At 63.4% G+C, this 18,655-nt stretch carries 15 protein-coding genes; 9 read left to right on the plus strand and 6 right to left on the minus strand.

Annotation, left to right across the window (positions count from 1 at the left end):
• Positions 1–2: 2 nt before the first annotated feature.
• Positions 3–182, plus strand: coding sequence for a DUF1289 domain-containing protein (locus CKW24_RS20135; protein WP_095169917.1), 180 nt, complete (start codon positions 3–5; stop codon positions 180–182).
• Between the two features lie 595 nt (positions 183–777).
• Here the strand turns inward: CKW24_RS20135 and CKW24_RS20145 are convergent.
• From CKW24_RS20145 to CKW24_RS20170, 6 genes are all read right to left on the minus strand, one after another.
• On the minus strand, positions 778–1,869 hold the full coding sequence (locus CKW24_RS20145) for an LLM class flavin-dependent oxidoreductase (RefSeq protein WP_095169918.1): 1,092 nt from the start codon (positions 1,867–1,869) through the stop codon (positions 778–780).
• A 20-nt stretch (positions 1,870–1,889) separates the two neighbouring features.
• On the minus strand, positions 1,890–4,472 hold the full coding sequence (locus tag CKW24_RS20150) for a TonB-dependent siderophore receptor (RefSeq protein ID WP_095169919.1): 2,583 nt from the start codon (positions 4,470–4,472) through the stop codon (positions 1,890–1,892).
• Between the two features lie 221 nt (positions 4,473–4,693).
• Positions 4,694–6,277 (minus strand): ABC transporter substrate-binding protein, encoded by a 1,584-nt coding sequence (locus tag CKW24_RS20155; RefSeq protein ID WP_095169920.1) that lies wholly within the window; start codon positions 6,275–6,277, stop codon positions 4,694–4,696.
• Positions 6,278–6,281: 4 nt separating this feature from the next.
• Positions 6,282–7,490, minus strand: a complete 1,209-nt coding sequence (locus CKW24_RS20160; protein WP_095169921.1) for an LLM class flavin-dependent oxidoreductase — start codon at positions 7,488–7,490, stop codon at positions 6,282–6,284.
• A 15-nt stretch (positions 7,491–7,505) separates the two neighbouring features.
• Entirely contained in the window at positions 7,506–8,729 is a 1,224-nt protein-coding gene (locus tag CKW24_RS20165) for a lipase family protein (RefSeq protein ID WP_095169922.1), read from the minus strand.
• A gap of 21 nt (positions 8,730–8,750) precedes the next feature.
• Positions 8,751–9,824, minus strand: a complete 1,074-nt coding sequence (locus CKW24_RS20170) for an ABC transporter substrate-binding protein (RefSeq protein ID WP_095169923.1) — start codon at positions 9,822–9,824, stop codon at positions 8,751–8,753.
• A 332-nt stretch (positions 9,825–10,156) separates the two neighbouring features.
• On the opposite strand from CKW24_RS20170, the gene CKW24_RS20180 reads away from it, so the two are divergent.
• The 8 genes from CKW24_RS20180 (at position 10,157) to CKW24_RS20215 (ending at position 18,335) form a co-directional block, all read left to right on the plus strand.
• Complete coding sequence (locus CKW24_RS20180; RefSeq protein ID WP_095169925.1) at positions 10,157–11,230, plus strand: sigma-54-dependent Fis family transcriptional regulator; 1,074 nt, start codon at positions 10,157–10,159, stop codon at positions 11,228–11,230.
• A 140-nt stretch (positions 11,231–11,370) separates the two neighbouring features.
• Positions 11,371–11,961 carry a peroxidase-related enzyme gene (locus tag CKW24_RS20185; RefSeq protein ID WP_095169926.1) on the plus strand — a complete coding sequence of 197 codons (591 nt, stop codon included), beginning with the start codon at positions 11,371–11,373 and terminating at the stop codon, positions 11,959–11,961.
• Between the two features lie 224 nt (positions 11,962–12,185).
• On the plus strand, positions 12,186–12,962 hold the full coding sequence (locus CKW24_RS20190) for an ABC transporter ATP-binding protein (protein WP_095169927.1): 777 nt from the start codon (positions 12,186–12,188) through the stop codon (positions 12,960–12,962).
• On the plus strand, positions 12,959–13,681 hold the full coding sequence (locus tag CKW24_RS20195) for an ABC transporter ATP-binding protein (protein WP_095169928.1): 723 nt from the start codon (positions 12,959–12,961) through the stop codon (positions 13,679–13,681). Before CKW24_RS20190 ends, CKW24_RS20195 begins: the two co-directional genes overlap by 4 nt.
• Positions 13,682–13,797: 116 nt before the next feature.
• Complete coding sequence (locus tag CKW24_RS20200) at positions 13,798–15,012, plus strand: ABC transporter substrate-binding protein (RefSeq protein ID WP_095169929.1); 1,215 nt, start codon at positions 13,798–13,800, stop codon at positions 15,010–15,012.
• 73 nt (positions 15,013–15,085) lie between these two features.
• Positions 15,086–15,973 carry a branched-chain amino acid ABC transporter permease gene (locus CKW24_RS20205; protein ID WP_095169930.1) on the plus strand — a complete coding sequence of 296 codons (888 nt, stop codon included), beginning with the start codon at positions 15,086–15,088 and terminating at the stop codon, positions 15,971–15,973.
• Between the two features lie 2 nt (positions 15,974–15,975).
• On the plus strand, positions 15,976–16,980 hold the full coding sequence (locus CKW24_RS20210) for a branched-chain amino acid ABC transporter permease (protein ID WP_095169931.1): 1,005 nt from the start codon (positions 15,976–15,978) through the stop codon (positions 16,978–16,980).
• Positions 16,981–17,066: 86 nt separating this feature from the next.
• Positions 17,067–18,335, plus strand: coding sequence for an OprD family porin (locus CKW24_RS20215; protein ID WP_095169932.1), 1,269 nt, complete (start codon positions 17,067–17,069; stop codon positions 18,333–18,335).
• Positions 18,336–18,655: the final 320 nt, after the last annotated feature.

The following is an 18,655-nucleotide window of genomic DNA, read 5'->3' on the forward strand; positions in this document are numbered from 1 at the left end:
CCATGGCCAAGGACATCGAGAACCCGTGCATCGCCGTCTGCCAGTTGAGCGGCGAACTGTGTGTCAGCTGCGGCCGGACCAAGGACGACATCCGCCAATGGAAACGCATGAAGCGCCCGGAAAAGATGGCGGCGGTGCAACGGGCAACGCTGCGTTTGAAGAAACTAAAAAAATCCAGCTGAACTGACTACCCGCTCTTTTTGGTGGGAGAGCGTCGGGCGGCGCTCCGTCTGCCCGCGATGGTCGTCAACGATGACGCGTACAGTCTGCTAGCCAGCAGCGCCCTCAGGCTTTTCGCGGGCAAGCCCGCTCCCACAGGTTCAGTGGGTGCATGCAGGATTTGCAAGCACCGCAAATAACGGTGGGAGCGGGCTTGCCCGCGATGGCGGTGTGTCAGGCGCCATCGATGCTGAATGTTCCGCCCCCATCGCGGGCAAGCTCCTACGGGTTCTGTGGGTGCGTGCGGGATCTGCAAGCACTGCAAAGTACTGTGGGAGCGGGCTTGCCCGCGATGGTCGTCAACGATGACGCGTGCAGTCTGACACCCAGCGGCGCCCTCAGGCTTTTCGCGAGCAGGCTCGCTCCTACAGGTTCTGTGGGTGCATGCGGGATCTGCACACTGCAAAGTACTGTGGGAGCGGGCTTGCCCGCGATGGTCGTCAACGATGACGCGTACAATCTGATGCCCAGCGGCGCCCTCCGGCTTTTCGCGAGCAGGCCGCAAGCGGGCGCTCGCTCCCACAAAGGTTGGCGCAATTTCTACGGGGGGGGCTTGGGTTATGCGCTGTTCGCTGCTGGATTGCGGCGGGCGGCAGCTTCGCGGACGGCGGGGATGATCCAGCGGCCGTAGTCGACGGTGTCGTAGAGCGGGTCGTAGCCGCGGTTGAGGAAGGTGGTGACGCCCAGGTCGACGTAGTCGAGCAGGGCCTGGGCCACGGTTTCCGGGGTGCCGACCAGGGCGGTGGTGTCGCCGTAGGCGCCGACGGCGGTGGCGGTGGGCATCCACAGGGCGCGGTCGTGGCGGTCGCCCAGGGCGGCGGCGGCCAGCAGGCGTTCGGAGCCGGTGCCCTTGAGGCGCTTTTGCCAGGGGCTGCCGGCGGCGAACTGTGGGTTGGCCTTGATCTGCGCCAGGATCTGCTCGGCCCGTTGCCAGGCCAGCGCTTCGGTGGCGCCGAGAATCAGGCGCACCGACAGGCTCACCCGCGGCGCCGTCACACCCGCCACCCGGGCCGCGGCCTTCAATTTGGCAATCTGCTCGGCCACGCCACTCAGCGGCTCACCCCACAAGGCGTACAAGTCCGCATGCTTGACCGCGATCTGGTAGGCGATATCGGAAGAGCCGCCAAAGGAGATCGGAATGTGTGGCTGTTGCAGCGGTTTGACCGGCGAGAACGCACCCTGGATGTTGAAGTACTCGCCAACGAAGTCGAAGGGTTCGTCCGAGGTCCAGGTGCGTCGGACAATCTCCAGGTATTCATCGGTGCGCCGGTAGCGCGCGGTCTTGTCCAGCAGGGTGTCGCCTTCCTGGGGCTCGGCGGTGATGCCGGTGATCGCGTGCAGGCGGATGCGCCCGCCACCGGTGGTGTGGTCGAGGGTGGCAAACGCGCGCGCCGCCACCGTGGGGGCGCTCAGGGCGGGGCGGTGGGCGATCATGAACCCCAGGCGCTCAGTGTGGGCGGCAGCGTAGGCGGCGATCTGCAGGCTGTCGGCGCTGCCGGGTCCGCTGGCGATCAGTACCCGGTCAAACCCCGCGTGTTCGTGGGCGCGGGCGTGATGGCGGATGAATTCCAGGTCGAAATCGGCACTGCGCACGCCGCGGGTCTCGGACCACTGGCGGGGGAAAATCATGCCGACAAATTCAATGGACATAGGGTTACTCCAAGGTGAGGTCAGAACTGGTAGTCGACCTGGGCCAGCAGGGTGCGGCCAGGCATCGGTTGCAGGAAGGTGTTGGTGGAGCCGGCCAGGCCACTGACGAAATTCAACTCGTCGGTGAGGTTGAGCACCCGTAGCGTGGTGCTCCATTGCGGCTGGCGGTAATACACCGCGAGGTCGAGGTTGTATTCGTCGGGGATCTTTACGGTCTTGCTCAGGTTCAGGTACCAACTGCTGGTCCACCAGCCGGACAGTTCGGCGCCGAAGCCGGAATCGAAGCGGTAGTCGAGATAGCCGCTGGCGGTGTACTCGGGAATCTGCACCGCATCGAAACGCCCGGACGGCCGCTGGTTGAGGCTGTTGTTGTCGCCGAATACGGTGCCGTTGTCGGCCACGAAACCAGCCGAGGCGAAGCCGGTCTGGGTGGTGAACTCGTTGTAGGCGGTGAGCTTGGTCAGGTTCAAGGCGCTGCGCAGGTGATCGTCCGGCTGGTAGCGCAGGGTCGACTCGACGCCCTTGATCACCAGTCGCGCGATGTTGTTGTTGCTGTCGGGGGACTGGTCACGTTCCTGCTTGAAGGCCGCCAGGGTCACGAACAGTTGGTCGGGCACGGCCTCGACTTTCAGCCCCACTTCATGCAGCACGCTGAGGCTTTCGAACGCCAGCGGATTGAGCTGGTTGGCCCCGGTGCCACTGCCCCAGCCCAGGCCGTTGGAGAAGAACCCGGTGTTGACTGCCAGCGAGCGGTCGAAGGTGTAGTACAGGGTGCTGTTTTCAGTGGGCTTGACGTAGGGGCTGACCTGGAACGAGAACAGCCGGTAGTTGTCGCTGTCCTTGCGCGAGTTGCCGCCGGCGAGGACGAAGGGGTTGTCGATCTCGGCGTCGATCCAGCTACGGCTGGCACCGATGTTCAAGCCCACGCGGTCGCCCAAGCGCAGGTTGTGCTGGCTGAACAGGGTCTGGGTGGTCCAGGTGCTTTCGGCGGTGTAGGGCGCCACCGATTCTGCGTACAGGCCATGCCCGGCCGGGTACATCGGCGGCAGGTTGAGCCAGCCGTAGTAGTTGGAGAACTGCGCTACCCCCGGCTGGCCGATCCACGCGGCGTTGCCGCCGGCGGGGTTGCGGTTGTCCAGGCCGAGCAGGTCGCCGGGGTTTTTCCCGGAGGGGTCCTGGGTCAGGTCGTAGGCGTTGATGGTCGAGCCGAAGCTGTTGTTGGCGGCGATCGACTGGTTGAACTCGCGGCGGTAGATCAGCCCGCTGTTGCTCTCGTCGCTGAGGGTCCAGCCACCGAGGCTGAGCTCGTTGCGCGAGCGTAACTCGAAGCGGTTGTCGAACAGGTTGTCCTTGGATTGCACCTGGAACGCGCCGACGGCATCGGTATTGTCCCGCGAGCGCTGATAGAAGCTGCTGTTGGCCAGGGTCACGGTCGGCGACAGGTCGGCCTCGACATGCAACTGGGTGGTGAAGCGTCGCGAGCTGCTTTGGTCTTCGTCGCGTTGACCGGTCTGCGACGACAGCGACTGGCGGCCGTTGCCCGCCAGGTTCGGGTCATAGACCCAGCCGCGCAGGCTGCCGGGGTTGGCCTGGGTGTTGGGCGAGGCGGCCTGGAAGCTGCCGTCGACCACGTTGTACTGCCCTTGGGCGTTGCGCTGGCGCTTGACCCAGCCGAGGGTCGGCGCATCGGCCGCGCCGGACGCCAGCACCGGCGACCACAGGTTGCTGCCGTTCTGGATGATCGGCGTCGCCCGGCCGGCAGAGTACTTGCCGTGCTCCACCAGGGCCTGGTTGGCGCGGTTCCAGCCGTGGGTGATGTTGTAGTCGTAGTAGTCGTCGTAGCTGGCGTTCCAGTCCACCCGCACGTTGTCGTTGCGCCAGGCGAGGGCGCCATAGAAGGCGTCGAAATTGTTCTCGACGTTGTCGTAGAAATCTTCCTGGCGCTGTTTGGTGATACTCAGCCGGTAGGCCAGGTTGTCGGCGAGGGGGCCGGTGTTGTCGACGCTGAACTTGCTTGAGTCGCGGGACTCGCCGTCCGGCACCCAACTGCCCAGTTCACCACTGAGGCGGGTCTTGAATTCGTTGAAGTTGGGTTTCTTGCTCAGGTAATTGACGTAGCCCCCGCTGCCGGACACCGAGCCGTAGGTCACCGAGGAGGGCCCGGCAACGATGTCGGCACCTTCGTAGGCGTTGAAGTTGGCTGGGTGACGCACGCCGTAGGCGCGCTGGCCATCCTGGAAAACCTCGGAGCCCTGGGCCCGGAACTGCGGGGCGATCCCGGCGTTCTGCCCGCCACCGCGGGTGATGCCCGGGGCGTACTTGACCAGGTCGTCGGCGCTGCGGATCGGGTCGTTGGCCAATTGCTCGGGGTTGATCTGGGTGACCGAGCGCGGGGTGTCGATAATTTTGGTTTCGGTGCCACCGTACACCGAGGTCGACGGCCGGGTGGGCAGGGCATCGTCCTCGGGGTCACTGGCGCTGGCCTGCACGGTGACGGTTTGCAGTTGGGTGTCGGCGGCGAACGCTGGCAGGGCCAATGCGGACACCACCGCCACGGCCAGTGCGGAGGGTTTCAAGGGCAAACGAAAGGCGATAGAGGGCATAGGGCATGGGCCTCGAAAGGTAATCGGGAATAGGGAAAAACCTGTGGTGACTGAACTACCGCCATCGCCAGCAGGCTGGCTCCCACAGGTTTCGTGTTGGTCACAAATTCTGTGGTGGCTGCAGAACCCTGTGGGAGCTAGCTAGCTAGCTTGCTAGCGATGAGGCCATCAGCCACACCGCATCAATTCCATCGCCGGCAAGCCGGCTCCTACACTGGGGGTCAGGCCGTGTCGTTCAACCACAGCCGTTCAAAGCGCCAGGTGCTGAACAGAGACTCTTCCGGCGTGGCGCCACCGACCCGGGTCGAGACGCTGTCGAGCAGGTCGGCATAACCCCAGATCAGCATGCCGCCACGCTCGTACTGGATCTGCTGGACCTGGTGCACCAGGGCCTTGCGCTTCTCCAGGTCGGGCTGGGCCATGGCCTGCAGGAACAGCGCGCTGAACTGCGGGTCGTTGAAGTGGGTCTTGTTCGCCACGGCAAAGGGCGCGTCGGTGTGGATCGCGCTGGCCAGGAACGGCGCGCCGATGCTGCCGCCGGTGCTCAGGGTCCAGTCGCTGCGCTGGGGCCCCTGGAAGGTGGCCAGGTCGACCTGCCTGACCTTCAAGGTGACGCCTATGCGCTTGGCCTGTTCGGCCAGCACCAGTGCCGAGGTCAGCCCCGGTCCCGGGGTGGTCACCAGTTCCAGTTCCAGGTGTTCATGGCCGGCTTCCTTGAGCAATTGCGCCGCGCGTTGCGGGTCGTAGGGGCGCGGGCCGAGGCTGTGGTTGAAGGTCGGATCGCTCGGCGCGTACAGGTCGTTGGCCACCCGGCCCTGTCCGTTGAGGGCGCGGCGCACCAGTTCTTCGCGATCGGCCAGCAGGCGAAACGCCTCGCGCACCCTGGGGTCGTTGAACGGCGGCTTGTCGAGGTTCATGTCGAACGACAACCAGTTGCCGGTCACCGATTTCAGCACCCTGAGTCGCGGGTCGCGCTGCAGCACTTGCAACTGTTCGGTGGGCATCACGTTGGCCATGTCGATCTGCCCGGAACGCAGGGCCGCCAGGCGTGAGACCTGGTCCTTGAAGTCGATGATCTCCAGTTCGTCGGCGTAGGGCTTGCCCTCCTTGTAGTAGTTCTCGAAGCGGGTGAACAACGAGCGCTGGCCGGGGGTGAAGCTTTTCAGTTTGTAGGGGCCGGCGCCCACCGGGTTGCTGACCGGGTGATAGTCCACGGGCACGATGCCGCCGAAGTTGACCCAGGTTTCGGCCAACGGCATGTAGCTGCGGCCCTCACGAAAATTCAGGCGCACGGTGCGCTGGTCGAGCTTGACCAGGTTGTCGCGGTCGACCCAGTGCAGCAGCGCGGCGTAGGGCGACGCCAGCTGCGGATCGGTGAGGCGGCGGATGGAGAAGATCAGGTCGTCGGCATCGATGGTCTTGCCGTGGTGGAACTCCAGGCCCGGGCGCAGGCGCAGGGTCCAGCTGCTGGCGTCGGCATTCGGTTCGGCGAACTCGGCCAGGGCCAGGCGTGGTTGCATCTGTTCGTCCCACTCCCACAACTTGCTGTACAGGGCAAAGCCACGAACGATGCCGCTGCCGATGGGTTTATGGGCGTCGAGGTTGCCGCTCTGGTTGCCGTCGAGAATGCCCAGGCGCAGGCGACCGCCATAGCGCGGTTGGTTACTGGCGGTGGTTGTGGCGGCAGGTTGACTGTCCGGGCCGCAGCCGCTCAGCAGGCCACCGCCCAGCAGCAGACCGCCGCCGAGCAGGGCGCTGTGGCCGAGAAAGTCGCGGCGGCTGAGCCATGCATGATCGTTGTCCATGGCCTCAGGCTCCCGCCGGGCCGTTGGCCGAGCGCAGTTGCAGCAGTGGTTCGGGCGTGCGGCTCAGGGTGGCGCGTTCGTTGCGAAAGTGCGGCAGGATGTGCTCGCCCAGGCGATAGGCTTCTTCCAGGTGCGGGTAGCCGGCGAGGAAGAACAGGTCGATGCCCAGCGCGTGGTACTCGCGGATCCGCGCCACCACGTTTTCGTAGCTGCCGACCAGCGCGCAGCCCGGCGGGATGCCGATGTAGCCAAAGCCGGTCCAGACGTTGGGGTGAATGAAGAAGTCCTCGAAGTCCTGGGTCTGGGCTTTCTCTGCGAAGTCACTTTCATAGCTCAGCTTGCGCGCGGTGCGCAGCCCGGCATGGGCGGCCACGGCCTTGACCGCACCCTTGGCCAGGCCTTCGTCGAAGAAGCGCTTGGCCTCGGTGCGCGCCAGTTCCTCGGTTTCGCGGGTGATCACGTCGATCGACAAGCCGAAGCGAATGTCGCTGCGCCCGTACTGCAGTGCGCGCTGGCGAATGTCGGCGATCAGCGCGGCGATTTGATCCGGATGCTCGGCCCGCATCAGGTAGAAGTCCGCGTGTTTGGCGGCAAATTCCCGCGCGGCAATCGACGAGCCGGCGGTGCAGATCAGCGGCAGTTCGGCTTTCTTCAAAGGCCCGCGCAGGCCACCACCCTCGGCCTTGTAGAAGCGCCCGTCGTAGTGGAAGTTTTCGTTGTGCCAATAGCCCTTGACCACGTCCATGAACTCGATGGCCCGTGCATAACGCTCATCGTGATCGCTGAAGTCGCCGACCTGGCGCTGGATCGCATCCGAGCCGCCATTGATGATGTTCCACACCAGGCGATTGCCGGTGGCGCGCTGGTAGGTCGCGGCCTGCTGCACCGCGACCCAGGGCGTGTAGTGATAGGGCTGGAACGCGGTGACGAATTTCAGCGTACGGGTCTCGCGGGCCAGCAGCGAGCAGACTGTCCATGGCTCTTCGCCGGACGGTGCGTTGACCATCAGTGCGCCGCCAAAGCCGTTGATCTCGGCGGCCTTGGCGATCTGCCCGAGGTAGTCGATGTAGGTGAAGTGATCACCGACGCTGAACGCCGACACGGCACCGGTGCTCGGACCGCCGCGGTGCCAGTCGCCACGGTTGCGCGGGTCGCCGGGGAGGTATTGGGTTTCGCCATGCAGGGGCAGGCGGGTGAAGAATTCAATGCTCATGACGAAGGCTCCGGCTTACTGCACGCTGGGGTTGCAGATCGGGGTGACAGGCTGGTCGTTGATCACCTTGTGGGCGAAGGGCACCGAGTCCTTGAGCGACGCGTTGACTGTTTCGCTGTGGCCCAGGCCCTTGTACAGATGGCCCTCGACTACCGAGCCGGTCTTGCAGGCGTCCTGCATCAGGGCCACCTGGGTCGCGGCTGCCGGGGTCTTGTCCTCTGCGCCGGTACCAATGAAGATCGGCTGGGCCAGTTTCAAGGTCGGGTAGGACACCTGTTTTTGCCAGGCGGCGAGTTGATCGCCCTGGTAGTCCTTCTTCGCATTGGCCGGGGTCAGGCCGACGCCGACCACGTCGCTGACCAGGGACGCCAGGCAACTGGTGCGCGCTTGTTCGAACAGCGGCAGGGCCTTGTCGGTGTAGAAATCCTTGGGGTTGATGCTCGGGTCGTATTGCTGGGCCGCCAGCAGGGTGTAGAAGCCGTAGGCCAGGGATGCATCGACTTTGTTGAGGTCCTGTTCGCCGACGTTTTTTGCGCCGACGGTATAGATCACCCCAGTGCCGATGCTGCCCTTGACCCCCAGGTCCGGGGCGTAGGTCGGCGCATAGGCGGCCGAGGCAAAGGCCCCGGCGCCACCCTGGGATTGGCCGACGATCAACACCTTGTTGGCCAGCCCCGGCACGCCGGCGACCACCGCTTTGGCGGCGTCGAGAATGCCGTAGGCGGCCATGCGGTTGTTCAGCAGCGGATGCCCGCCGGGCACGCCGAGGCCCTGATAGTCGGTGGCGACAATCGCGTAGCCCTCATCCAGCCAGCGGCTCAGGTATTGCACATCGCGGTAGGAACGGCCCTGCCAGGACGGCGCGCAGACATCGGCGATGCCCACGGTGCCGTGGCCCCAACTGGCCACCGGCCAACCACCGGCCGGGGCCTTGCCCTTGGGCAGGAACAGGGTGCCGGAGACCACGATCGGGGTCTTGTTGTCGATGCCGTCGGTGGAGCTGTAGAGAATGCGCTGGGCGCTGGCGGCATTGGGCAGGCTCAGGGTTTTTTCCAGCGGCTCGCTGCGCAGCAACTTGCCGGGCGTGGCCGGGATCACTTCCTGCCAGGTGTAGAACGCCGAGACGCGGCCGTCGCCTTGCAGTGGATCGGGCTTGGGCGCATGGGTGCCAGCGGCGAGGGCGCTCATGGACAGCGCCAGGACGCTGAGGCCGAAGGTGAAGCGGTGGCTGAGTTTCATCGGGATGTCCTTATCGAAGGTTCAAGGATTACGGGTGACCTGGCCGCGCAGCGCTGGCCAGTAGTCGGTGAGTTGCAGGTCGATCAGCGCCTGGTTGGTGAAGCCGGTGGCCAGCGATGAGCTGATGTCGTAGTTGTCGCGAATCAGCTGGTTGGCCAGGGCGTAGGCGGTGAGGGCCTGGTAGTGGGCTTTGAGTTGCTGGTCACTTTTCGGCGCCCAGCGCTCTTTCCAGGCCACCGGGTCGTCCTGGTCGTCGCGGCGCAACACGCTTTCAGCAGTGCCGGCGCGGGACGAGAGCTGGTAGTAGGCGTCCTGGTTCTGGGTCTGGGAGATCCACCAGGCGGCCTTGACCCAGGCGGTGGCGAGCAGTTGGGTGAGGTCCGGGTGCTGCTGCACGAACAGTTCGGTGCCCCAGAGGTCGGAGATCAGCCGCCAGTCGTTGGCGCCTTGTTTGCTCGACCAGAGAATCCTGCCGACGCCCTTGTCTTCCAGGGCATAGGCTTCGCTGAGCAGGACCGCTGCATCCACTTTGCCGGCGGAGACTGCGGCCGCGCCGACTTGCGGGTTGAGGTTGGCGATCTTGAAGTCGTTGAGCTTGAGGTCCTGGCTGGCGAGGAAGTTGCTGAAGGCGAACTCCCACGGACGGCCACGATGCAGGGCCAGGCGCTTGCCCTTGAGGTCCTCGATGCTCTTGGCGGGCGAGTTGGCCGGCACCACCAGGTAGATGTTGTTGCCGCTGCCGCCGGGCACGATCAATTTGCCCGGCACGCCGCCCGCACCGGCGATCACCGAGGGCAGGTCACCGCGCACGGCGAAGTCGATGCTGTTGTTGCTGAAGCCTTCGTTGATCTGCGGGCCGGCGCCGGCGTGGGGCAGGGCGATCCACTCCAGCTTGATCCCGCGTTGGCTCAGTTGCTGCTCAAGCCAGCCGTCCTCGATGACTCGCCCGGCGATGCCACCGAACACCGGCTTGCCACCCTGGGTGAACGCGACGATGGCGATTTTCACCGAAGCCGGCGCCTGTTCGGCCAAGGCCGTGGCGGTGAGTAGTAATCCGGTCAAGGCGACCAGGCTGTTGCGCCATAAACGTTTCATTGAATTTCCCCCTGAATGACCGCGCCAGCAACAGCGCCTGGCGGTTGCTGGCCGGATGTCTGGAGGGACAGAGCAGATAGCATGCCACTGTCGGAGAAATGCTCTGCAGCCCTTGCTGGGCAAGGCCTTCGCGGTTTGGCGCAAGGTTCGGGCGCCGGCGTGTTGCTGATGCACCAACAGGTCGGTGCGTGCCTGTTGCTGCTCCAGCAGCAGGGTAGGAGCAATGCTGCGGTATATGTTTTTATAGAATATATAAAGATTAATTAATAATTTTTTAGTCTAACTATCTTCGTGCACTATTGAACCCGCGCTTTTACTGCCAGGAATGCACCATGTCGCTGATCACTCATCCCCACGCACGCGAATTGACCAAGTCGGTGCGCGCCACCGTGCTGGTCTTCAAGGACCCGCGCTCCCAGGAGTTGCTCAGCCGCATCGAGCGCCTGGCGCCCAGTGAAGCCAACACGCTGATCATCGGCGAGACCGGCACCGGCAAGGAGTTGGTCGCCCGCCACATCCATAACCTCAGCCGCCGTGGCCGCGAACCGTTCGTGGCGGTGAACTGCGGTGCCTTTGCCGAAACCCTGGTGGAGAGCGAACTGTTCGGCCATGAAAAGGGCGCGTTCACCGGCGCCACCAGCAACAAGGCCGGCTGGTTCGAAGCGGCCAACGGCGGCACGCTGTTTCTCGACGAGATTGGTGACTTGCCGCTGAACATGCAGGTGAAATTGCTGCGGGTATTGCAGGAGCGCGAAGTGGTGCGCCTGGGCTCGCGCACACCGATACCGATCAATGTGCGCCTGGTGGCAGCGACCAACGTCAACCTCGCGGACGCGGTGGTGGCGGGGCACTTTCGCGAAGACCTGTTCTACCGGTTGCACGTGGCGACCATCCGCCTGCCACCGCTGCGCGAACGTCCCGGCGACATCCTGCCGTTGGCCGAGTTTTTCCTCGAGGAGCACTGCCAGCGCCTGGGCTACAACCGCGCGACCCTGAGTATCGAGGCCGAACGCAAGCTGCTGGATCACAGTTGGCCGGGCAATATCCGCGAGCTGGAAAACTCCATCCACCATGCCTTGCTGGTGTGCCGCAACCAGCGCGTGGCGCCGGCCGACTTGCACCTGGTGGACATGCGCTCTTCGGGCATTCGCCAGGAGCAGGCGAGTCACGCAAGCCCAACGCTCAGCGGCCCGGTGGAACTGGAGTCGGCGTTGCAGGCGCTGTTCGAGCAGAACATCCCTGATCTCTACGAGCACATCGAAGAGACCATCTTTCGCGCCGCTTACCGTTACTGCCACGGTAACCAGTTGCAGACCGGACGCCTGCTGAACATCAGCCGCAACATCGTGCGTGCGCGGCTGGAGAAGATCGGCGAACTGAACAAACCGGTGACCTTGGAGGAGTAACCTTGCGCCGAAGAAAAAGCCGGTTGTGGCTGCGTTACCTTTACGTTAACGTAAAAGTCGCGTAACACCCGGCTCGGGTTCTGATGTTCGTTGTGCGCCTGAGTCTTTCGCTCATCGTGGTCATCGATCAAGGACGTCCCATGTCTTCTGGCATCAGTCATTTCCCGGTTCCGCATACCCTCGAGCAACTCCCCGCCGACCTGCGCGAGCGTATTCTCGCGGTGCAGGACAAAGCCGGTTTTGTGCCAAACGTGTTCCTGATGCTGGCCCACCGGCCGGCGGAGTTTCGCGCGTTTTTTGCCTACCACGATGCCCTGATGGATCGTGAGTCCGAGAGCCTCACGGCGGCGGAGAAGGAGATGATCGTGGTCGCCACCAGCGCGCGCCACGGTTGCCTGTATTGCGTGGTGGCCCATGGCGCGATCCTGCGCATCTACAGCAAGGACCCGCTGTTGGCCGATCAGTTGGCGATCAACCATCGCACCGCGCCGATTGGCGAGCGCCAGCGGCTGATGCTCGATTTTGCCTTTCACCTCGGCGCCGCTGGCGGCGCGCTCGACGATAGCTGGCGCGAGCACCTGCAGGCAGTGGGCTTCAGTGACGAGGACATCTGGGACATCGGCGCGGTGACGGCCTTTTTCAGCCTTTCCAACCGCCTGGTGTCCTTGGCCGGAACGCCACCCAACCCGGAGTTCTACCTGATGGGCCGTGTGCCAAGAAGTGCGAAATGAACGTAGTACAAGGCCTTTATAAACGCGTTTATAAGGCCTCGATCAGCCCGCTGAGGCCCGCGCTTGGTACCTGTCGGAGCGCTGATACATTTGCTCACAAGTTGTTTCTGTAGTCCCTGTAGGATTTTTGTATATTCCATAACGTTTACGTAAGCGTAAACAAGCAGTAGAGTGTGCCAGCAGCGCCATAACCAATAAAAACAATCAAGGTTAGAGGGCTCCACATGTCACCAGAGTTTGTCTTGGAAACACGCGGCCTGACCAAGGAGTTTCGCGGTTTTACCGCCGTAGACTCAGTTGATCTGCGTGTGCAGAAGGGCCACATCCACGCCTTGATCGGTCCTAACGGGGCCGGTAAAACCACAGTGTTTAATCTGCTCACCAAGTTTCTCCCGCCGACCCGCGGTGAGATCCTCTACCTGGGCCAACCCATCACCCGCCTCAAGCCCAACGAGATTGCGCGCCTGGGCCTGGTGCGCTCGTTCCAGATATCCGCGGTGTTCGGCCACATGAGTGTGGTGGAAAACGTGCGCGTGGCCCTGCAACGCAAGCGCGGCGACTCCTACCATTTCTGGAAAGCCGAAAGCAGCCTCGACTCCCTCAATGAGCGGGCCATGCAAATGCTCGACGAGGTGGGCCTGCTCGACTACGCCCACACCCAGACCATCGAACTGCCTTATGGCCGTAAACGCGCGCTGGAACTGGCCACTACCCTGGCGCTGGACCCCAGTGTGCTGTTGCTCGACGAACCGACCCAGGGCATGGGGCACGAGGATGTGAACATGGTGATTGAGCTGGTGCGGCGCGCAGCGGTGGGGCGTACGGTGTTGATGGTCGAGCACAACCTGAGCGTGGTCAGTGAGCTGTCCGACCGCATTACCGTGCTGGCCCGTGGCGCGATTCTGGCCGAGGGCGACTACGCCAGTGTCTCGGCCAACCCGCAGGTGCGCGAGGCGTACCTGGGCAGCGAGGCGGTGGCGGTTGAAGGGGTGCAAGCATGAACGCGCTGCACAGTCCTGAGTTCGAACAACTGCGGGTCAATGACCTGCATGCTTTCTACGGCGAGTCGCACATCCTGCATGGCATCGACCTGCAAGTGCGCCGTGGCGAGTTGGTCACGCTGCTGGGGCGCAACGGCTCCGGCCGCTCGACCACGCTGCGGGCGATCATGAACATGGTCGGGCGCCGTACCGGTTCCATCGTGGTCAACGGCACCGAAACCATCGGCCTGTCGGCCCACTTGATCCCGCGCCTGGGTGTCGGTTTCTGCCCGGAGGAACGGGGCATTTTCGCCAGTCTCAATGTCGAGGAAAACCTGCTGTTGCCGCCGAACGTGCGCAGCGACGGCATGAGCCTCGATGAAATCTACGAGATGTTCCCCAATCTCTATGAGCGCCGTTTCAGCCAGGGCACGCGCCTGTCTGGCGGCGAGCAGCAGATGCTGGCCATGGCGCGGATCCTGCGCACCGGCGCCAACCTGTTGCTGTTGGACGAGATAACCGAAGGCCTGGCCCCGGTGATCGTGCAGAAACTCGCCGAGGTGTTGATCAAGCTCAAGAACAAGGGCCTGACCATCGTCCTGGTGGAACAGAATTTCCGTTTTGCTGCGCCGTTGGCTGACCGCCATTACTTGATGGAGCACGGTCAGATCATCGAGCAGATCAGTGCCGCTGAACTGGACGCCAAGCAGGAACTGCTGCACCGCTGCCTGGGCGTCTGAACCCGTTTTACCCCGCGCATCACGCAGGTCGCCGAGTCTCACGGCTCGACGGCTCGACGGCACGGGGCCGCTTTGCCTGGAACAATAAAAATAACTTCGGACAGTGGGTGAACTACATGAAGGTTTTTCAGCACACAGCAAGCGCCATCCTGGTTTCCAGCCTGATCGCCGGTGCGGCGCAGGCGCAGATCAGTGACGACGAAATTCGCATCGGTTACCTGGCGGACATGTCGGGCACCTATCGCGACCTGTCCGGCCCCGGTGGCCTGGAAGCCCTGAACATGGCCATCGAGGATTTCGGTGGGCAGGTCAACGGCAAGAAGATCGTGGTGTTCAGCGCCGATGACCTGAACAAGCCGGACGTCGGCGCCAACACCGTGCGCCAGTGGGTCGATGAGCGCAACGTCGACATGGTCACCGGCATGGTGGCGTCCTCGGTGGTGCTGGCTGCCAGCAAGGTGGTCGAGCAGTCCGGCAAGCTGGCGCTGATTTCCGGCGCCGCGGCTTCGAGCCTGACCAATGAGTATTGCTCGCCGAACCACATCCACTGGACCTACGACTCCTACGCGCTGGCCAACGGTACGGCCAAGTCGGTGCTGGCCGAAGGTGGCAAGAAGTGGTTCATCCTCACCGCCGACTATGCCTTCGGCCATGCGATGGAAGCGGACATCACCAAGGTGGTCGAAGCCGATGGCGGCCAGGTGGTCGGCAAGGTCCGCCACCCGTTCCCAAGCAGCGATTTTTCCTCCTACATTCTCCAGGCCCAGGGCTCCGGTGCGGACGTGATCGCCTTCGCCAACGCCGGCTCCGATACCGTCAACTCGCTGATGACCGCCAGCCAGTTCGGTGTCGCGCAGTCTGGGCAGAAGCTGGCCGGCATGGTGGTGTTTCTCAACGATATCCATGCCATGGGCCTGGATGTCACCAAGGGCCTGATGCTGACCACCGGCTGGTACTGGGACATGAACGACGATAGCCGTGCCTGGGCGCAGCGCTACCACAAACGCTTCGGCAAAATGCCGGGCATGGTACCGGCGGGCATCTATTCGGCCACCACCAACTACCTCAATGCGATCAAGGCCACCGGCACCGACGAAGCCCAGGCTGTACGCAAGCAAATGATGGCGACGCCGGTCAACGACATGTTCGCCAAGAACGGCAAGGTCCGCGCCGATGGCCGCATGGTCCACGACATGTACCTGGCCCAGGTCAAGACCCCGGCCGAGTCCAAGGGCGAGTGGGACCTGTACAAGATCGTGCGCACCATTCCTGGCGATGAGGCCTATCGCCCGGAATCCGAAAGCAAGTGCAAGCTGCTGACCAAAGGTTGACCGCGGCGCTGCACACGCTTGTTGCCCGGCTGCTGGCAGCCGGGTGTCACGGATTTCCTGCGAGTGGTGAATCATGACTTTGATTTTTGGTATCCCCCTGAGCGTCATGTCCGGGCAGTTGCTCCTGGGGCTGATCAACGGTGCGTTCTACGCCTTGCTCAGCCTTGGCCTGGCGATCATTTTTGGCCTGCTGCGCATCATCAACTTCGCCCACGGCGCGCAGTACATGCTCGGCGCCTTCGCCGCGGTGATGGGGCTCAACTACCTGGGCGTCAACTATTGGATGGCGCTGGTACTGGCGCCGTTGCTGGTGGGGGTGGTCGGGGTGCTGATCGAGCGCTTCCTGCTGCGGCGCATCGCCGGGGAGGATCACCTGTACGGCTTGCTGCTGACCTTCGGCCTGGCGCTGATCCTCGAAGGTTCTTTCGTCAAGCTGTTCGGGGTGTCCGGTTCGTCCTACCCGATGCCGGAGCAACTCAAGGGCGGCTACAACCTGGGCTTCATGTTCCTGCCGACTTACCGCGCGTGGGTGATTGTCGCGGCGCTGGCGGTGTGCCTGGTGACCTGGTTCATGATCGAGCGCACGCGTTTGGGTTCCTACCTGCGCGCCGGCACCGAGAACCCCAAGCTGATGCAGGCCTTCGGCATCAACGTGCCGCTGCTGATCACCCTGACCTATGGCTACGGTGCGGCCCTGGCGGCCTTCGCCGGAGTGCTGGCGGCGCCAATCTATTCGGTGACCCCGACCATGGGCGCCAACCTGTTGATCGTGGTGTTTGCGGTGGTGGTGATCGGCGGGATGGGCTCGATCATGGGCGCCATCGTCACGGGCCTGGCGATGGGCCTGATCGAAGGGCTGACCAAGGTGTTTTATCCAGAGGCGGCCAACACCGTGGTGTTCCTGGTGATGGTGCTGGTGCTGCTGGTACGTCCGGCAGGACTGTTCGGTAAGGAGGCGTGAAGATGACGAGTCTGCAGATCAAGACGGGCGCAACGCGCCTGCAACCCCAGGTGGTGCTGGAACGGCAGCAGGCGGCGACTCGCCGCAAGCGCTGGTTCTACCTGGCCCTGTTCGCTGTGGCACTGGTGGCGCCGATGGCGATCTACCCGGTGTTCCTGATGAAACTGCTGTGTTTTGCCCTGTTCGCCTGTGCCTTCAACCTGCTGCTGGGCTATGCCGGCCTGCTGTCGTTCGGGCATGCGGCGTTTCTCGCCACGGGTGGCTATGTCACCGGCTTTTTGCTCAGTCACTACAGTGGCCTGGGCACCGAGCTGGGGATTCTCGCCGGCACCCTGACCTCGGCGGTGCTGGGGCTGCTGTTCGGCTTGCTGGCGATCCGCCGACAGGGGATCTACTTCGCGATGATCACCCTGGCATTGGCCCAGTTGGTGTTCTTCATCTACGTCCAGGCGCCGTTCACCGGCGGCGAGAACGGCCTGCACGGGGTACCGCGCGGCCAGTTGTTCGGGCTGTTCGACCTGAACAACAACCTGACCCTGTACTACTTCGTGCTGGCGGTGTTCGTGTTCGGCTACGCGGTGATCCAGCGCACCATTCATTCGCCCTACGGCCAGGTGCTCAAGGCGATCCGCGAGAACGAGCCACGGGCGATTTCCCTGGGCTACAACGTCGATGCCCACAAGCTGCTGGCGTTCGTCATCTCGGCGGCGCTGACCGGCCTGGCTGGCTCGACCAAGACGGTGGTGTTCCAGCTGGCGTCGTTGACCGATGCGCACTGGCACATGTCCGGCGAGGTGATCCTGATGACCTTGCTGGGCGGTGTCGGCACGGTGCTCGGGCCGCTGGTGGGCGCCACTGTGGTGGTGACGCTGCAGAGCTATCTGTCCAACGGCCCGCTGGGGGAATGGGTGCACGTGATCCTGGGGCTGATTTTTGTCATCTGCGTGCTGCTGTTCCGGGTCGGCATTGTCGGCTGGGTACTCAAGCTCAGCCGCCGCAACTTCTAGTAGTAGCTGATTCGCCGCGATTGCTGTCTGGAGCCCGCGCAGGGTGCGCGGGTGCGCTTCACAACAACAATAAAAAAGAGAGCCTTATGTACGTCAAACGTTCTGTCCGTATCGTTCAGTTGTCTGGTATCGCTGGGGTCATTGGGGTGTGCGCGCCAGCGTCGGCGGCCTTTGTCGACGACAGCAAGGCCAGTGTGGAAACCCGCAACTTCTACATGAACCGGGATTTCCGCCAGTCCGGCGCTCCGCAAAGCAAGGGCGAGGAGTGGGCCCAGGGGTTTATCCTGCGCATGGAGTCGGGGTACACCGAAGGGCCGGTGGGCGTCGGGATCGATGCCCTTGGGCAGTTGGGGATCAAGCTCGATTCCAGCCCGGATCGTGCCGGGGTCACCGGGCTGCTGCCCCAGGGGCCGGTATCCAAGCGGGCCCCGGATGACTACAGTGAACTGGGTCTGACCGGCAAGCTCAAAGTCTCGAAAACCACCCTCAAGCTGGGCACCCTGATGCCCAAGTTGCCGGTGCTGGTACCCAACGAATCGCGCCTGTTGCCCCAGACTTTCCAGGGTGGGCAGTTGAGCTCGCTGGACGTGGAGAACCTGTCGTTCAACGGCGGCCGCCTGACCCAGGTCAGCCAGCGCAACTCCAGCAACCGCGAAGACATGACGCTGATGAAGGGGCCGCGGCGCAACATCATCACCGGTGCCAACCCCTTTACCGACCAGTTCGACTTCATCGGCGCCGACTACAAATGGAACAGCGCGCTGACCACCGGGTACCACTATGCGCACCTGGACGATTTGTACAAACAGCACTACCTGACGCTGACCCACACCTTGCCGGTGACGGAGGGGCAGTCGTTGAAGTCCGACCTGCGCTGGTCCAGCGCCACCGATGACGGCAACAGCAACGTCGACAACCGCATGCTGGGTGCCATGTTCACCTACTCGCTGGGGGCCCATGCGTTTGGCCTCTCCTATCAGGACATGAGCGGCGACACCGGCTTTGCCAACGTCAACGGTACTGACCCTTACCTGGTCAACCTGCTGCAGATCAACGACTTCGCCAACCAGGACGAACAGTCGTGGCAGGCGCGTTATGACTTCAACTTCGCCGGCCTCGGTATTCCCGGCCTGACCTTCATGACCCGTTACGTCAAGGGTGATGAAATCAACCTGGGCGCCGCCCCAGGGCAAGGCAAGGAGTGGGAGCGCAACACCGACATCGGTTATGTGATCCAGAGTGGCGCGCTGAAGAACGTCGGGCTCAAATGGCGTAACGCGACTTACCGGTCCAGCTTTGCCAGCGACATCGACGAGAACCGGTTGATCGTCAGTTATACCCTGGCGCTTTGGTAACAGAGGCTGGCGCCTGCAGGGCCTTGCGTATATTTGGCCCTGTAGGAGCAAAGCTTGCTCGCGTGGGGGCCTCTGGGCCTCTGGGGTGTTGGATTAGACTGCGTACATATCCATTCTTGCGGTAACGGCCTCCTATGGTTCCGCCCTGACGGCCGGCTCACTTTTGGACAGCGCAAAAGTAAGCAAAACGCTCTTACCCCACCACTCGGTGCCTCGCTTAGGCTCGGCATGCCCGTACTCCGACATTGATTTGGGGGGCCGCCGCAATGGGCCCTCCCTGGCCCAGTGCGGCTAAACCGGCGTCCTGCCGGTTTACCCCC

Source organism: Pseudomonas sp. Irchel 3H3, from assembly GCF_900187635.1.
GTDB lineage: Bacteria > Pseudomonadota > Gammaproteobacteria > Pseudomonadales > Pseudomonadaceae > Aquipseudomonas.

What these genes read in the sequence shown, in the direction of transcription:
- CKW24_RS20190 (WP_095169927.1), top strand. Translation starts at nt 12,186, where the DNA reads ATGTCACCAGAGTTTGTCTTGGAAACACGCGGCCTGACCAAGGAGTTT.
- CKW24_RS20165 (WP_095169922.1), bottom strand. Translation starts at nt 8,729, where the DNA reads ATGAAACTCAGCCACCGCTTCACCTTCGGCCTCAGCGTCCTGGCGCTG.
- CKW24_RS20185 (WP_095169926.1), top strand. Translation starts at nt 11,371, where the DNA reads ATGTCTTCTGGCATCAGTCATTTCCCGGTTCCGCATACCCTCGAGCAA.
- CKW24_RS20215 (WP_095169932.1), top strand. Translation starts at nt 17,067, where the DNA reads ATGTACGTCAAACGTTCTGTCCGTATCGTTCAGTTGTCTGGTATCGCT.
- CKW24_RS20155 (WP_095169920.1), bottom strand. Translation starts at nt 6,277, where the DNA reads ATGGACAACGATCATGCATGGCTCAGCCGCCGCGACTTTCTCGGCCAC.
- CKW24_RS20150 (WP_095169919.1), bottom strand. Translation starts at nt 4,472, where the DNA reads ATGCCCTCTATCGCCTTTCGTTTGCCCTTGAAACCCTCCGCACTGGCC.
- CKW24_RS20210 (WP_095169931.1), top strand. Translation starts at nt 15,976, where the DNA reads ATGACGAGTCTGCAGATCAAGACGGGCGCAACGCGCCTGCAACCCCAG.
- CKW24_RS20160 (WP_095169921.1), bottom strand. Translation starts at nt 7,490, where the DNA reads ATGAGCATTGAATTCTTCACCCGCCTGCCCCTGCATGGCGAAACCCAA.
- CKW24_RS20135 (WP_095169917.1), top strand. Translation starts at nt 3, where the DNA reads ATGGCCAAGGACATCGAGAACCCGTGCATCGCCGTCTGCCAGTTGAGC.
- CKW24_RS20205 (WP_095169930.1), top strand. Translation starts at nt 15,086, where the DNA reads ATGACTTTGATTTTTGGTATCCCCCTGAGCGTCATGTCCGGGCAGTTG.
- CKW24_RS20195 (WP_095169928.1), top strand. Translation starts at nt 12,959, where the DNA reads ATGAACGCGCTGCACAGTCCTGAGTTCGAACAACTGCGGGTCAATGAC.
- CKW24_RS20180 (WP_095169925.1), top strand. Translation starts at nt 10,157, where the DNA reads ATGTCGCTGATCACTCATCCCCACGCACGCGAATTGACCAAGTCGGTG.
- CKW24_RS20145 (WP_095169918.1), bottom strand. Translation starts at nt 1,869, where the DNA reads ATGTCCATTGAATTTGTCGGCATGATTTTCCCCCGCCAGTGGTCCGAG.
- CKW24_RS20200 (WP_095169929.1), top strand. Translation starts at nt 13,798, where the DNA reads ATGAAGGTTTTTCAGCACACAGCAAGCGCCATCCTGGTTTCCAGCCTG.
- CKW24_RS20170 (WP_095169923.1), bottom strand. Translation starts at nt 9,824, where the DNA reads ATGAAACGTTTATGGCGCAACAGCCTGGTCGCCTTGACCGGATTACTA.